Source organism: Paenibacillus sp. JDR-2 (assembly GCF_000023585.1).
GTDB lineage: Bacteria > Bacillota > Bacilli > Paenibacillales > Paenibacillaceae > Pristimantibacillus.
On the sequence record NC_012914.1, the window covers coordinates 3,699,802 to 3,715,144 of the forward strand.

General features: G+C 53.6%; 13 protein-coding genes. 10 read left to right on the forward strand and 3 right to left on the reverse strand.

The genetic code is table 11. The features are described from left to right. Nucleotides 1–150: 150 nt before the first annotated feature. From PJDR2_RS16345 to PJDR2_RS16365, 5 genes are all read left to right on the forward strand, one after another. Nucleotides 151–684: a hypothetical protein gene (locus PJDR2_RS16345; protein ID WP_015844820.1), complete on the forward strand. Its 534-nt coding sequence runs from the start codon at nt 151–153 to the stop codon at nt 682–684. A gap of 260 nt (nt 685–944) precedes the next feature. Then, on the forward strand, nt 945–1,127 hold the full coding sequence (locus PJDR2_RS16350) for a hypothetical protein (RefSeq protein WP_015844821.1): 183 nt from the start codon (nt 945–947) through the stop codon (nt 1,125–1,127). An 18-nt stretch (nt 1,128–1,145) separates the two neighbouring features. Then, nucleotides 1,146–1,496 (forward strand): hypothetical protein, encoded by a 351-nt coding sequence (locus PJDR2_RS16355; RefSeq protein WP_015844822.1) that lies wholly within the window; start codon nt 1,146–1,148, stop codon nt 1,494–1,496. A gap of 576 nt (nt 1,497–2,072) precedes the next feature. After that, entirely contained in the window at nt 2,073–3,788 is a 1,716-nt protein-coding gene (locus tag PJDR2_RS16360; RefSeq protein ID WP_015844823.1) for a hypothetical protein, read from the forward strand. Then, complete coding sequence (locus tag PJDR2_RS16365) at nt 3,785–6,865, forward strand: DEAD/DEAH box helicase (protein WP_015844824.1); 3,081 nt, start codon at nt 3,785–3,787, stop codon at nt 6,863–6,865. The genes PJDR2_RS16360 and PJDR2_RS16365 overlap by 4 nt, the downstream gene beginning before the upstream one ends. A 121-nt stretch (nt 6,866–6,986) precedes the next feature. Here the strand turns inward: PJDR2_RS16365 and map are convergent, their stop codons facing one another. Together map and PJDR2_RS16375 are read right to left on the reverse strand one after the other, a co-directional pair. After that, complete coding sequence (gene map / locus PJDR2_RS16370) at nt 6,987–7,733, reverse strand: type I methionyl aminopeptidase (protein ID WP_015844825.1); 747 nt, start codon at nt 7,731–7,733, stop codon at nt 6,987–6,989. 5 nt (nt 7,734–7,738) lie between these two features. Beyond that, nucleotides 7,739–8,323 carry a TetR/AcrR family transcriptional regulator gene (locus tag PJDR2_RS16375; protein ID WP_015844826.1) on the reverse strand — a complete coding sequence of 195 codons (585 nt, stop codon included), beginning with the start codon at nt 8,321–8,323 and terminating at the stop codon, nt 7,739–7,741. A gap of 305 nt (nt 8,324–8,628) precedes the next feature. Here PJDR2_RS16375 and PJDR2_RS16380 point away from each other — a divergent pair, with 305 nt between their 5' ends. The 3 genes from PJDR2_RS16380 to PJDR2_RS16390 all read left to right on the forward strand — a co-directional run bounded on the left by PJDR2_RS16380 (nt 8,629) and on the right by PJDR2_RS16390 (nt 12,563). Beyond that, a complete protein-coding gene (locus tag PJDR2_RS16380) occupies nt 8,629–9,633 on the forward strand; it encodes an ABC transporter substrate-binding protein (protein WP_015844827.1) in 1,005 nt (334 codons plus the stop codon). 144 nt (nt 9,634–9,777) lie between these two features. Beyond that, complete coding sequence (locus PJDR2_RS16385) at nt 9,778–11,367, forward strand: helix-turn-helix domain-containing protein (RefSeq protein WP_041614344.1); 1,590 nt, start codon at nt 9,778–9,780, stop codon at nt 11,365–11,367. Nucleotides 11,368–11,525: 158 nt separating this feature from the next. Next, on the forward strand, nt 11,526–12,563 hold the full coding sequence (locus PJDR2_RS16390; protein WP_015844829.1) for an NAD(P)/FAD-dependent oxidoreductase: 1,038 nt from the start codon (nt 11,526–11,528) through the stop codon (nt 12,561–12,563). Nucleotides 12,564–12,768: 205 nt separating this feature from the next. Here PJDR2_RS16390 and PJDR2_RS16395 read toward each other — a convergent pair whose 3' ends face one another. Continuing rightward, on the reverse strand, nt 12,769–13,056 hold the full coding sequence (locus PJDR2_RS16395; RefSeq protein ID WP_150106504.1) for a hypothetical protein: 288 nt from the start codon (nt 13,054–13,056) through the stop codon (nt 12,769–12,771). A gap of 151 nt (nt 13,057–13,207) precedes the next feature. Here PJDR2_RS16395 and PJDR2_RS16400 point away from each other — a divergent pair, with 151 nt between their 5' ends. Both PJDR2_RS16400 and PJDR2_RS16405 read left to right on the forward strand, forming a co-directional pair. Next, nucleotides 13,208–14,203 (forward strand): Gfo/Idh/MocA family protein, encoded by a 996-nt coding sequence (locus tag PJDR2_RS16400; RefSeq protein WP_015844830.1) that lies wholly within the window; start codon nt 13,208–13,210, stop codon nt 14,201–14,203. A gap of 3 nt (nt 14,204–14,206) precedes the next feature. Then, nucleotides 14,207–15,280 carry a Gfo/Idh/MocA family protein gene (locus PJDR2_RS16405; protein WP_015844831.1) on the forward strand — a complete coding sequence of 358 codons (1,074 nt, stop codon included), beginning with the start codon at nt 14,207–14,209 and terminating at the stop codon, nt 15,278–15,280. The last annotated feature ends 63 nt before the right edge of the window (nt 15,281–15,343 follow it).

Consider the following 15,343-nt stretch of genomic DNA (forward strand, 5'->3'; position numbering starts at 1 on the left):
TTTTTTTATTTAGTCGAATGTATACGGAGGTTAGCGTAATAAATATAGTTGAATCAACAAATGAATGTTGTCATTTTGAATGACTTAGGATAGATAAGCCGGCATCATCGGCAACGGGTAGGTTAATTCAAGGAGAGGGTGATCACTGATATGGATAAAATATTAGACTCGCTTATCGAAGGATTTAAGAAGCAATATTCGAAATCAAAAGCAATTATTCCGCCAAAGATATATGATGTAACACCTCAAAGTAAGAAAGAGATTTTCGACATGAAATTCCCCGGCCTTTATTTTTTCTATGGCCAGACGAGTTATTGCTCCAATAAAAAGATACTTTTTATCGGAATATCCGGAACAAATGGTGGTGTTGGGAAAAGAGTTCAAAGTCAAATCAGCAAACGCAAATCGGATCCTGAATTTCAAAAAAACATGAAAGAGTTGGGGTATGACGGAGTTATTCACTATGACACGGCTAGTTTTTTAGACAGTGCGAAAGCGACGGTGTTATTAGAAGAGATTCATATCGTGGAGTTTGAGGGAGAAGAAAACCTGAAGCTTGTTGAAAGGTTTCTTTGTATCGAAGAAGAGCCTCTTTTTTGTAAAGAGCACATTACAGAACCGATCAAAAATCGGCATAAACGCTATATAGAAGATTGTGAGGACAAGATACTCCAATCTGAATAACCTCGCTAATGGATGCTATGGTGATTCAAACTCCGTTTTAAAGGTTATATCTTAGAAAAGAAGCAGCATTCAACGTATCCCTATTTATCATTTTGCATTTGCCGAAGAATAGAACCAATCTGAAATGCCAGAGTCGTCTAATTCTTTTGATACCGGCATGAGTCTAGGTCTTGTTGAACGCTTGCTCCCTTTTTGTTGGTCCATGGAGCAAGTGTTTATTTTGTTTGGGATACGTTATTAATCATTTGGGGGAATTTTCGATGAATAAACAATCTTTGGATTTCATTAAACAAACACTGGAAGGATTAAAGCAAAGGACAGCTTCTGTACTGGAAGAGGGACAGATTGAGCACGTTATTCTGATGTTGGACAGGAAGTACCCCGCGCATCTGTTAGAAGAAACAACAAGAACAAAACATAAACACGAAATCAAACTAATTTGACGATAAGGAGTGATTGGAATGTCTTCCGAGAAAACACTATACGTTTCTGTATCCAACAAAAGTCTTGATACGGGCGCCTCTATGAATGAGCAGCTTGAGGTCCGCGGGACAGAGGAGGAGCTTGAAAAGCTACATCGTATGCTTGAGCAACTACAGCGGGACGATGAAGTGACCCAATTCAGAGCTCCAATTCCGTATAAATCCGCCGATCACGATAAAGCAACGGATCAGTTTAACGATGATCTGCTCAAACTCTATCAAGTAATCTACAATTTGGGTACCGACAAGACGAAAGCTCATATTCATGATATGAACATACTTAATAAGCTTCAGGATACCGATTACGATTATCCCGGCTACGAGCGTTAATTGCGGGAACAACTGGCACCTTAGTGGGCTTGTCTGGATCAATAAACGTCAATAATCTTCAACCCGGCGTTTATCTGTATGGGATCAGCAAGAATGTAGTCAACAACTCTGTGTCACCATTGCCTGCAAATATCCCATTGCACGGGATGATGCCGTGAGTCTTTTCGTAAATCCCAACCTTTCGCAAAGCGCTATATACGCCGTATTTCCTAATACAGCAATCTAGTTAAACAAGGCTAGCGGGAAAGCTTTAAGAACTACTTGATTGTGATTAAGCCATAGCGCTTGTCGGTCGGCAGCAACATCTGTACAACGCAAGTCGCATAAACTGCGGCTTTTTTTGTTTTTGTCTAGAAGTTCTAGTCGTCACCTCAACGCATGAACTTCTATACAGTCCCGTAATCCCGGAAATGCACGATTTACTAAGCTAAACCAGCTAATATCTCGCTCCGATCGATTCGCCGAAGCACGTACGGCCGATTTTTAAGGAGTGTTCGGGTCCCGTAGGCGAAATAGCTGGTATAATAGAGGGAAGTTTTAAGAATACATGACGACGTAACCGGGAGTCAACGAATTATGGATATGGACTACATGCTGGAGGACGGCGCGTGGCGGCGGCTGCTAGAGGGCGTCGCCGCGCGCTTCGATGAACTGACGATCATACGGGGGTTTCAATATTATAAACAGGGACGGGTCGAAGAATTGGAGCTCCGCGATGACGGCGTGCATGTTGACGCGCGCGTCAAGGATAACCGAATGTACGACGTTGCCGTCGATCTGGACGACCTCGACGCGAGCGAATGCGCCTGCTCCGCGAACCGCGCCTGCACACACATGGCCGCAACGCTGATGCGTTACGCGGAGCTATGCGGCCGGCCGATCCAAGCGCTCGCCAACGCGCGCAGCGCCTTGAAGAGCGCGTCCGCCAGCGGCAAGCCGGACGGCGGACGCGGCGGTGCCCGCCATGGCGAAAGAGCAGCCGCGGAAGCGCCGTCACGGGCTGGCAACGGCGGCGATGGCGTGGACCGAGGAGTCGCGCCGGAAGCCCCTCGGCTTATCCGGCCGACCTTAACGGAGGCGGAGCTGACCGAGTTACCCGTCGCCAAGTGGCACGAACGGTTCCAGGAGCGCTGGGGACCGGTGCATCAGCACATCCGAACAGCGCAGGAGGCTGGCGAGCTGCTCGCCGACCTGCAGGCGATGCGGCCCATGCTGCCCTGGGCGCTGGAGCAATTGTTCACGCTCAATGCCTTGCTATTCCTGCTGGAACAAATGGTCAAGCCGTCTCAGGCGGACGGGCGCCAAGCGGGCCTGTTCATGGGCTACCATACAAAGCTCGCGCTCGAGGGGCTGCTGGGTCAAGCGCAGAACCTGCTCGAGGACAAGCTCGCGCTGGCGAACGACAACTCCGCATACTGGGACCGGCTGATGGAGACGGCGGATTTTCTTAGGGAGCGTATGCTGACCGAGGATAAGACGCTCGCCTGCTTCGCGGCACTCTATGCTTGGATGTGGCAGCGCTGGCTCAGCCCAGGCTCGGCAGGAAGTGCAGCGCTCTACGAAGAGGAGCTGCGCCAGCTGCAGGCGTCGGAGGCGGAGCTTGGTTCGTCCATCTCGCGGCTGTCGTGGACGCTTGCTCAGTGTCTGCTTCTGATTTACTTGGCGCGCGACGCGGAAGCGCGGGCGCTGCTTGCCCGGGACGGAATCAAGCTGATGCTGAAGCCGGAACATATCTCGCCGCTGCTCGGCGTCCTTGAGCGCGCGGAGCAATGGACGCGGCTGCGCGACTGGCTCACGGAGACCGGACCGCTGCTCGTTGGCTTCCGCGGCGAAGACCTGGCGTCCTATGGCGACTACTGGGCTGTGATCGTAACACAGCTACCGGAGGCGGAGCCGGCGATGTGGCGCACGCTCCAGGAGATGTTGCCATTCTCGCGAACCATCTACGAAGACGCCCTGGCTGCGCACGGCAGGTGGGACCGGTGGATTGACTTGCAGATGTGCATGGGCCAGGACCCGCTGTCATTCCGTGTGACCATGCTGAAACCGGTCGAGAAGGAGGCGCCGGAGCTGCTGCTGCCCTTCTACCATCAGGCGGTGGAACGGTATGTGCTGCAGAAAAACCGCGACGGCTATAAGGCGGCGGCGAAGCTGCTGAAGCGGCTTGCCAAGCTGTACGTACGGCTGAAGAGGAGCGAACGGTGGGAACAGTTCATTGCCGCGTTCGCAAGCCGGAACAGTCGGCTGCGGGCGCTGCAGGAAGAACTGCGAAAAGGAGGACTGCTGTCATGAACGCGTACGCCGATACGCTTACGATTCAAGCGAGCCTGACCGAACAAGGCGACGCGCTGCTCTATGGCGCGGACGCGTCCGGCTACGCGCCGGGGCTGCTCGTCAAGCAGAGGCTGTTTGCGTGGCACGAGCCGTCTTTCTATGGCACGGAGCTAGAGATCGAGAAACTACGTGACGAGTTGGAGCTTGTCGTGCTGCCAGCGGAGATGGTCGTGCCGTTCTTCGCCAACCCCGAAATGCTGCCGATGCACGTGAACTGGCGGCTCGAAGGCGACGCCGAGCGACTTGCCGCTCTCGCACCGGCGCTGGAGCGTGGCGTCGCAGAGCGGAAATTCATCCCGAGCTTCGAGGCTTACAAGGCCGGCAAGCTTCGGTGGACTTGGGACGCGGTGGCGCTCGACGCGAAGTCGCGCAAAACGCTGCGCGCCCTTGCGGGCGGCGACCAGTATGGCAGACTGGCCGAGGAGATTGATGGGGACGAGCCCGGCGGCTGGGATGAAGAAGACCACGGCGCGGAATCTGCGAATGCCGCCTTCCTAGCCGGCCTCGGCGCAGCCTTCTCTGCGGCGGTGTTTCATCGCTATTACGGAACGGAGGAAGCCGCCGGCGATCTGCGCCGCGACTTCCCGCTGCTGTTCGCTCGCGACCGCGCCGCGGCGGCCGAAGGCCTAGACGAGCGCGGCTGGCTCGTCGCTGCCGGCTGGAAGGCTGACACGCTGCCGTTCCGGCCGCTCCTGCAGCTTCTTGAGCCGGAGGACGCCGAAACCAGCGGCTGGCGCCTCGCGCTCCTGCTGCAGGACAAGCTCGAACCGGCGAAGCTCGCGCCAGTACGGCTGACCGCGGACGGCGAAGCCTCCGGGAAGTGGTCTTCCGGGTGGACGCCGCACGTGCACGAGCGCTCCGCGGCCTGGCTCGCGCATCTTCGCGCAAGTCTGCCGGCGGACCGATTGGCAGGAAGCTCCGCGGACGTGCTGAACGCACCGCTGTCGGACGACGAAGCGTGGCGGTTCCTAACTACGGATAGCCAACGACTATTGGCCGCAGGCTGGCAGGTATTGCTGCCTGCGTGGTGGGAGGAGGCGAGCCGCAAGAAGCCGCGGCTGCGGGCGAAGGTGCGCCCAGACGAGGGCAAAGCGGAGCGCGCGGGCGGAATCCGGTCCTTCTTCGGCCTCGACGCGCTGATCGAATTCGACTGGCGCGTGTCCATTGGCGATATAGACATCAGTGAGGCGGAGTTCCAAGAATTGGTCGCACGCGGCGAGCGGCTCGTGCAATTTCGCGGCCAATGGGTGCCGCTCGATCCAGCCCTGCTTGCGCAGATCCGCAAGGCGATGACCGGCGTCGATCCGCGGCGTGGCCTGTCCTTCCAGGACGTGCTGCAGCTGCATCTGCGCAGTAACCGTGGCTTCTTCATGCCGGCGACCTCGGGCAAGGACGCCGAAAGCGGCGGGGAGGAGGACGGCGACAACGAAGGCGAACTGGAGTTGGACCTCGAGCTGAACGCGCACCTGACGACCGTCATGGCGCAGTTGACGCAGCAGGCGGACTGGCCGTCGATTCCCGTGCCGACAACGCTGCACGCGGAGCTGCGCAGTTACCAGCAGGGCGGCTACTCCTGGCTCGCGTTTCTGCGAAGATTTGGGCTTGGAGCAGTCTTAGCCGATGACATGGGCCTTGGCAAAACAATTCAGTTCATCACGTACTTGCTGCACATCGCCGAGGAAGCGACCGCCAAAGGAGGACGCCGTCCCGCGCTGCTGATTTGCCCGACATCGGTGCTCGGCAACTGGCAGAAGGAGGTTCGTCGATTCGCGCCGTCGCTGCGAATCTTGCTCCATTATGGAAGTAAGCGGCTGGGCGGCGACGCATTCTACGAGGAAGCGGCAGAGGCCGACCTTGTGCTGACATCGTATGCCACGTCGACACTGGATCAGGAGCTGCTCGGAGGTTATACGTGGTCAGCGATTTGCCTCGACGAGGCGCAGAACATCAAGAACGCCAACACGAAGCAGGCCATGGCGGTCAAGAGTTTTCCCGCGCGGCATCGCATCGCCCTGACTGGCACACCGATCGAGAATAAGCTCGCGGAGCTATGGTCGATCTACGATTTTACCAATCCAGGCTATCTTGGCACCGCCCGCGCCTTCGCCGAGCGATTCGGCCAAGCGATCGAGCGCGAACGCGACGAGAAGCGGACGCAGGAGCTGCAACGGCTTGTGAAGCCGTTCATGCTGCGGCGCAAGAAGAAGGATCCGAATATTATGCTGGACCTGCCGGAGAAAAACGAGATGAAGACCTACATCCATCTTACCGGTGAGCAAAGCGCGCTCTACGAGCAGACTGTCAAGGAGTTGATGGACGAGGTCAAGAAGCTGGAGGGCATTCAGCGCAAAGGCGCGATCCTCTCCGCGCTAACGCGGCTGAAGCAGTTGTGCAACCACCCCGTGCTGCTCACGAAGGAAGTCGTGCCGGTGCCGGAGGACGAGCGCGAGGAAGCTGCCGAATCGGCGATGCTCATCAGCCGCTCCGCCAAGCTCGAACGGCTGCTCGACCTTGTGAAGGAGCTGCGCGAGGAGGGCGAGAGATGCCTGATCTTCACGCAATACATTGGCATGGGCGAAATGCTGCAGCGGGTGCTCGGCCGGGAGCTTGGTGAGCCCGTTCTGTACTTGCACGGCGGCTCGTCCAAGACTGCGCGCGACAGGATGATCGAGCAATTCCAGTCCAGGGAGCTGCCGCCCGCGGAGCAGCCGAACGTGTTCATCTTGTCAATTAAAGCCGGCGGCGTCGGGCTCAATCTGACCGCGGCGAACCACGTATTCCATTTCGACCGCTGGTGGAACCCCGCCGTGGAGAACCAGGCGACGGACCGCGCCTACCGTATGGGTCAGACGCGCGACGTGCAGGTTCACAAATTCATCTCGCTCGGCACGCTGGAGGAACGGATTGACGAGATGCTCGAGAGCAAGCAGCAGCTGAGCGACGACGTCATCACAAGCTCGGAAGGCTGGATCACGGAGCTGTCGACGGACGCGCTGCGCGACCTGTTCACGCTGCGGCGCGACTGGTCGGAATAACGCGTGGGAATGTTGGAACGGGATATCGTTTACAGGATAACCTGTAACGAATAAAGAAAGATGCGATTCCAAATACGAAAAATTAGAGGTCGACCATTTCATTGGTCGACCTCTAATTTTTCTATTGCGCGGTTAAAATTTGTGGACCTTCAGCCGTGATAGCGATCGTGTGTTCGTATTGGGCGGCGAGCTTGTTGTCCAACGTCCGCGCGGTCCAGCCGTCCGGATCGATTGTCATGAAATAAGTTCCTTCGGTGATCATCGGCTCAATCGTGAACACCATACCTTCCTTGATCCGGACGCCTTTTCCAGGCTTGCCGACATGCATGTAAGTCGGCTCCTCGTGCAGGTCGCGGCCGATGCCATGGGCGAGAAGTTCGCGCACGACGCCGAAACCGTGTGATTCCGCATGCCGCTGAATCGCACTCGTCACGTCGCCAAGTCGATTGCCGGGCTGCGCTTGCACGATACCCAGGTCAAGACATTCCTTCGTGACACGCATCAACTTCTCGGCAGTCGGCGAGATCTGCCCGACTGCATAACTCCAGGCCGAATCGCCGAGCCAGCCATCGAGCTCAGCAACTGTGTCGATCGTCACGATATCGCCTTCGACAAGCGGTTTATTGCTAGGGAAGCCATGTGCGATCACATCGTTGGCGGAGGCACAGGTCGCATATGGATATCCTTTATAGCCTTTCTGATATGGCTTTGCGCCGTGCTTCAACATAATTTCCTCGAATATGCGCTCAATCTCGTTGGTGGTAATACCCGGTTTGATAAGCGGGGCGATTGTACGATGGCATTCAGCCACCACTTGGCATGCCTTACGGATAGCCTCAATTTCATGCTTGCTTTTTAAAATGACCATGCCAATCAGGACTCCTTCGTAATAGCTTGCAATGCGAGTCGGGCGATTCGATCGACGTCCAGGTCGGAATTGCCCGCATAGTAGTGCAGACCGCAGCAACCGACCAGCACGGCAAGCATATGATCGATGCCGTCGTCTTCGCACTGGGCGAGCGATTGGAGTGGAACGTACAACCGTTCCATAAATTTTCTTTTGGCGTGGTGTCGATCCTTTTCAGGCAAGCCTGCATAATGTTCCGACGCCATTTTGTAGACGAGATAGGCGCGGGCGTCCGACTGCCACAGCAGGAGCAGCGCTTTGCAATATGTAAACAACTGCCGGTCATCCGTGGGGCTGCCGCCGATGTTCGCCAATTCCGCGATAAATTGCTCGCATCGCTCAAAGCCGCTTTCTAATACATCTTCAATTAATAAATGCCGGTTGGGGTAATAATGGTATACTGTGCCGTAACCAAGCCCAGCCTCGCGGGCGACGTCGCGAATATCAAAGCTGCCGCCCGTGCGAAAGTAGGAGCGAGCGGCGACGTCCAGGATCTGTTCTCTACGCTGTATGCGTATGAACTCATTTTGTTCTTTGGTACGGGGACACATAGCGTGTTAACCTCCTTGTATAGACCTGCAAATTTGTCAATATAAAAATAGTAACTCATGGGGAGAAGAAATGCAAAAGATTTGTAGGACAAAACACAGGACAACGGCAAAAAAATCGAATAACCTCGCACTATTACATTCCCGATAAGTGACGAGTTTGTATAAATCCAGTCGTTGAGAATGTGTATTGAGCATGCAAACCAATTTGGGTACAATCAACTCATTCGCAATGATAATGATTATCATTTTGAATAGATAGAATTGGTTTGCTACAAAACATACAACTTATGGGAGTGAGTTTAATCATGGCAAGATTGGGATTTATAAAAACAGGATGGATATCGCTTATAACGGCAGCAATGATTACGGTGACAGGTTGCGGCTCAACGGGCGATCAAACTGTGGCCACGGCGACTACCGATCAGTCTGGACAGGCAACCGCAGCGCCAAGCGAAGCTCCGCCTCAGGCAGAAACGCGCGTTGTAACCGATGCCTTCGGAGAGGTAGAGATACCGGTAAATCCGAAGCGAATCTCAGCTCTTTATCGCGAAGATTATTTAGTTGCGCTTGGGGTAACGCCTATTGTGCAATATTATAACCCGATGTGGGGCAAGCAGGATTATTTGAAGCTGGAAGTGCCGTTGTTCGACGTGACCGGCAGCATCGAAGCTATGCTAGTGTCCGAGCCGGACTTGATCATCGGAGCCGGAGAGGTCGATGCAGCGCAATACAAACTCTATTCCAAAGTTGCGCCGACGTTCCGTTTGCCGGACGACGTACTTGCGGATTCGCGCAAAACATTGACCTTAATTGCCGAATTGCTTGGTCTGAGCGACAAGGCTGAGCAGGTTCTTGCCGATTACGAAGCCCGCATTGTTGATGTGAAGGCGAAGCTGAACGCGGCGATCGGCGATGAGAAGCTTGTTGTTCTGCGGATGAACGTCGTAGACAAATCAATTAATATTTTCGGCATTCATAACACGTTTGTCGGACAAATCTTGTATGAGGATCTTGGGCTTAAGGCACCGAGGTTCGCCGAGGCGATGACAGAGGGCAATATCGTCTTGTCTAAAGAGGTCGTTCCGGAGCTTGACGCGGATCATATTATTTTGCTTCCGTCCAACGGGACGTGGGAAGATGAGAGCAACGCGAAAGCGCTTGAGGAAATGAAAGCAGATCCATTATGGCAAAACGTTCCGGCATTTAAGAACGGCCATGTCTATCCCGTAGAGAGATCGTATTGGCAGACGGGAGCCATTACGGCAAACGGCTTGAAGATGGATGATTTACTTCGATTGATGGCTTCTTAACAGGAAATAAGAGTGATTAGGCGGAACTCACCGCCATAATTGAGAAAGAGCCGCCCATCAACCTTCGTTGAAGAGCGGCTCGTTTTGATTTACAATATATTCATTGAGAATGAATATCAATTAAAAGGGCGGTTGATAGTAACGATGGATATTGAACAGCGCAAACAAGCTGAGACTGCTCCTTTAGTCCATTATGTGCTGCGATCAATCCGCTTGATCGTTGCGGGCGAGCAAGCAGTAATGAATGATTTGGACGGCAGCGCTAGAAATGATAAGGAAACCTTTGAACTGCTCTTTATAATGAGCGGGACGGGACAAGGAAAATGTTTTTTGCAGGGGCCAGGTAGAGCTCTATCCGTTGATCAAGAGGTTATGGGTTGCAGCTATTACCGATTGTGCTTCGAAACGAGCGGCTATGATGCAGCTTCGGACTTGCTTCCTGATAAGCAAGAGCTTGCCTGCGCACCATTCGCTAAGACGATGGAGCTGCTTGAAGAGTTATATGGTCTCCGCGGAGCGACAGGCGGGCTCGAGCTGTTCCAACGTTTTGTAAGATTTCAAGAGTTACTGCTCTTTCTATTCCGCCAAAATCCACCTGCAGCCGAGGATAAGGGAACGGATATCGAGCGGCAAGGGGTAGAGCTTAGCATACGGCATATTCAACAGTATTACCGTGAGCTTCTGACCGTGGAGGAGCTGGCCTCACTCGCAGGCATTGATCGCTGGAAGTATACCCGTCTGTTCAAAGAGGCTACGGGTCAAGTACCGCTCCAGTACTTAAATGAAGTACGGATTAATGAAGCCAAAAAGTGGCTGGTAAGCACCGATGACAAGCTGCTCGATATTGCGCTGAATGCAGGTTTCAACAATGAATATTATTTCAATCGTCGTTTCAAGCAGACGGTAGGCATATCGCCCGGACAATACCGTCGCAGCCGCAAGGGAAAGCTTAGAGTAGTAGCGCCGTATTTGGAGGATTTCATAGTCGCGCTGGATATGCAGCCTATCGCCCAGTATTGGCACGCGAAATGGGGAAAACAAGACTACCTAGGCTTAAACCATATTCCCACGTTCGACGAGAACGGCGGCAATTTTGACGCGCTTTCCGGGTATAAGCCGGACTTGATATTGCTTATGGATCGTTACGAGCAACAGCAATATTCTCAGTGCCGACGTATATCGAGCACGTGTATCCTGCGTGAGCAGACTAATAATTGGCGTACGCTTTTGCGTACAGTCGCCGATTATTTCGGTCGGACGGAAATGGCCGAAGATGCTATCGCAAAGTATGATTACAAAGCACGGACCGCAAGTCATACGCTGAGTCAGATTATGAAAGGTGAGACGGTCGCTTTTTTGCGTATCTCGGCGGACCACATCATCCAATATACGGATGAAGGACAGGGCTTTGTTTCGACTGTTCTCTTTGGCGATGTGGGTTTGCGCTCTCACTCCGCAGTTGGCGTAGCATCAAAAGCGAATAGGCCGGGCATGTTCAATCTCACCATAGAGGACCTGCGTACGTTAACCGCGGATCATGTGTTCATAACTTTCGATAAGTGGCATAGCCAGGCAGAGGGTAAGGAGAGGGAACTGTTGGATCGGCCAGAGTGGCGTGATCTTCCCGCTGTACGAAACAACCGCGTTTACGAGGTTGATTTTCTAACTTGGATGAATAACGGAATTATTTCCAACGGAAAAAAAATCGATGATATATTGCGATCGTTAGCTTGATTTCGTTTTGCTCGCGTCTGAACATCCTCCAATTTGTATTTATATAAAGCCTCCGTCGATTTTGTCCATTGTTATTGTCGTATCGCCGAAGTTACACTTATATTGATAATGATTATCACAGCATGGACGTTACATGAGCCATTGGAGGAGGACATCAATTGACGGAGCAGCTTGAATTATACGATGTGACGATTATCGGCGGTGGTCCTGCGGGAATGTATACTGCTTTTTATAGTGGCATGAGGGACTTAAAGACGAAGTTAATAGAAGCGAAAAACGAGCTGGGCGGGCGGATGCTTATTTATCCCGAGAAAATGATTTGGGATGTTGGCGGGGTTGCGCCGATCCTATGCGAGAAGTTAATCGACCAATTGAAGGAGCAAGCAAAGACGTTCGACCCCACAATTGTATTCGGCCAGCATATTATCGGTTTGGAGAAACAAGCGGATTCGACGTACATTCTGGAGGCGGCAACGGGAGAGAAGCACTGGACGCGCACGGTCATTCTGGCTATCGGCCGCGGCATTCTGCGAATGGCGAAGCTGGAGCTTGCGGGAGCTGAACGCTATGAGGTGTCCAATCTTCACTATACCGTGCAGGAACTAGAGCCTTTTAGGGGGAAACGAGTACTCATTTCGGGTGGGGGGAACTCTACTGTCGATTGGGCGAACGAGCTGATCCCCATCGCTGCTCAGGTCATGGTCGTGCATAGACGCGACCGCTTCGGCGGGCATGAGAAAAACATTGTTCGAATGAAGGAGTCTTCCGCCGATGTGCTTACGCCATATGAAGTCACGCAGTTATATAGCGGCAACGGAAAGACGATTGAACGGGTGACGATTACCCATATCGAATCAGGAGATTCGCGCGAGCTTGAAATAGACGAGGTTATCGTCAACCACGGACTGAAGTCCGATTTTACAGGTATCAAGGATTGGGGACTGGATATGGACGACTGGAACATATTTGTCAGCCCGAGACTCGAGACGAACTTGCCGGGCATTTTCGGGGCTGGCGACTTCGCCAATTACGAAAGCAAGCTCAACCTTATTGCAGGGGCGTTCACGGATGCGGCCTTGGCGCTTAACAGCGCCAAACGGTACATGGATCCCGAGGCACCAAGAATGGCTTATGTATCGTCGCATAACGAGCGGTTTAAAGAACGGAACAAAGCGCTTGGCGTATCCGATGAATAGCAGGCGCGGATAATCAGCGTATTGAGATCTTATAAATGTCGGATGACAACAACATCTGTACAACGGAAGTCGCATAAACTGCGGCTTTTTATTTTTAGTATAAAAGTTTTGTCGTGAGCTAGGTTCCAATTATTCGTCGCGATCTCATTGTTTTTCTGTCCTTATGTAATATTGTTTCATATTTAATATATATGATATATTTTAGTTACGCTTGACAGGTTGGAGGTGATTCCGCCGCACAAAGAGAGGTGCCGCATTTCAAATACTTAGTGCCGTTTCCGAGCGAAGGGCATTCACCGAGCTTGATTTTCATAGTTGAAAGCACCGCACCTAACCGCATGATGGCGATTGCGACCGTTATACCATGCATGATATATAGTCCGCCTTGGGTACACTCCTTCAACCTCGGACGGCCGCCCGCCAATTCAATGCCGGAGATCCGGCCTATGGCTACGAAGACGATTAACAGCCATGCCGCTGATTGACTGCTCACTGCCTGATTGCCCTCGCTGACCTGACTACTCCCATTTATTGACCACTCCACTGTGACTGCTCGCATGACTCACCATTGCAAGACGCATGCACCTACAATCGAATAAGCAACGAGCCGCCTTTTTATTACATGAACTAGGAGGGATTCTCGAATGCTAAATGTCGCCATGCTCAGCAAGTGGCATGTACATGCCGACGGATACGCCAAACACCTGCAATCGCTTGAAAACGCTAACATTACGTCCGTATGGGATGAGAACAAGGAACGGGGCAGCGCCTGGGCGAAAGAACTCGGTGCCGGGTTCGAATCCGACCTTGATGCGCTGCTCCGCAGAGAAGACGTGGACGCCGTAGTCGTCGACGCTCCGACAAGCATGCACGCCGATGTGATGATCGCCGCAGCGAACGCGGGCAAGCATATTTTCACCGAGAAAGCGATGGCGCTTACCGTCGCGGAATGCGACCTTATCTCGGCTGCTGTCCGGCAGGCGGGCGTCAAGTTCTGCATTTCGTTCCCCGCCCGGACCAGACCGCATCATCTGTTCGCCAAGCAGCTGCTGGACGAGGGCCAACTCGGCGATATCACACTATTGCGCATTCGAAACGGCCATGACGGCGCGCTCCGCAATTGGCTGCCCGACTATTGGTACGACGAGAAACTAGCGGGCGGAGGCGCCATGATGGATCTGGGCTGCCACCCGATGTATCTGGCCAGCTGGCTGCTCGGACAGCCGAAGCGCATCACGTCGATGTTCAGCCATTTCACGGGCCGGGCGGTAGAAGACAACGCGCAATGCTCGATCGAGTTCGCGAACAATGCGGTCGCGCTGCTGGAGACCAGTCTGGTCACTTACCGGACGCCGCCGGCGTTCGAGCTGTACGGAACGGAAGGAACTCTCATCATCTCCGGAGACAGTGTGCAAGTCGCAACCAAGAATACCGATTCTCCGCTGCAGGGCTGGATTTCTCCTTACCGGCTGCCCGAAGCGCAGCCGCTGCCGTTGACTCAATGGGTGAACGGCGTCCTGGACGACTTGCCGATGCCCTTCGGGCTGGAGGATGGCACAAAGCTGACGGAGCTGTTAGAAACAGCCTATATTGCGCATCGCGAGCGAAGAATGGTTGAATTCACAGCCGGGAGGATGTAAGCAATGCGTACAGTCAAGATAGGTATCATCGGATGCGGCATGATCGCGAACGGTAAGCATATGCCAAGCTTGGCCAAAGTAGAACAGGCAGAGATGGTTGCATTCTGCGATCTGATCGAGGAACGCGCGCGCGAAGCCGCCGAGAAGTACGGCGCGCCAGGCGCCCGGGTATTCACGGATTACAATCAACTGCTTGCCATGGAAGAAATCGAGGTCATTCATGTTCTAACGCCGAATATCTCGCATGCTGAGATTTCGATCGCGGCCATGGAAGCCGGGAAGCATGTCATGTGCGAGAAGCCGATGGCAAAGACCGGTGCCGAAGCGAAAGCCATGTATGAGGCCCATGTCCGGACGGGCAAGAAGCTGACGGTCGGCTACCAAAACCGGAGCAAGGCGCAGTCCCAACTACTGAAGAAAATGATTGAGAACGACGAGCTTGGCGATATATATTATGCTAAAGCGGTTGCCACCAGACGAAGGGGCGTCCCCACATGGGGCGTATTTCTGGATAAGGAGAAGCAGGGCGGAGGTCCGATGATCGATATCGGCACCCACTCTCTGGATCTCATCCTCTGGCTGATGAACAATTACGAGCCGGAAAGCGTCGTGGGCAGCGTCTTCCACAAATTAAAGCATACGGAGAACGCGGCGAATGAGTGGGGTTCCTGGAATCCGAAGGAATTCGAAGTAGAGGATTCGGCCTTCGGCTATGTGAAATTCAAGAACGGCGCCGTCGTTTCGATCGAAACCAGCTGGGCGCTCAATGTCGCCAAGACGGAAGGATCGTATTTGTGCGGCACGAAAGGCGGAGCGGATTTCAACGGCGGCCTGCGAATCAACGGAGAGCGGGACGGCAGCCTGTTCCTGAACGTCATCGACGTGGATCCGAAGGCGAGGGAACGCTTCAGAGGCGAGGATCTAACGGATTTCGAGTACGAAGCCAAGCAATGGATCGACTGCATCGTGAACGATGCGGAGCCGCTCGTGAAGCCTGAAGAGGCGATGATTGTTTCGGCGATTCTCGAGGCGGTCTATATCTCCGCCGAAACCGGGAAACCGGTCTTCTTCGACTGACCGGACGGAACGGACGGACCGGGCAGGACAATTGGAATCGTGATTTGCGAATCCAATCTAACT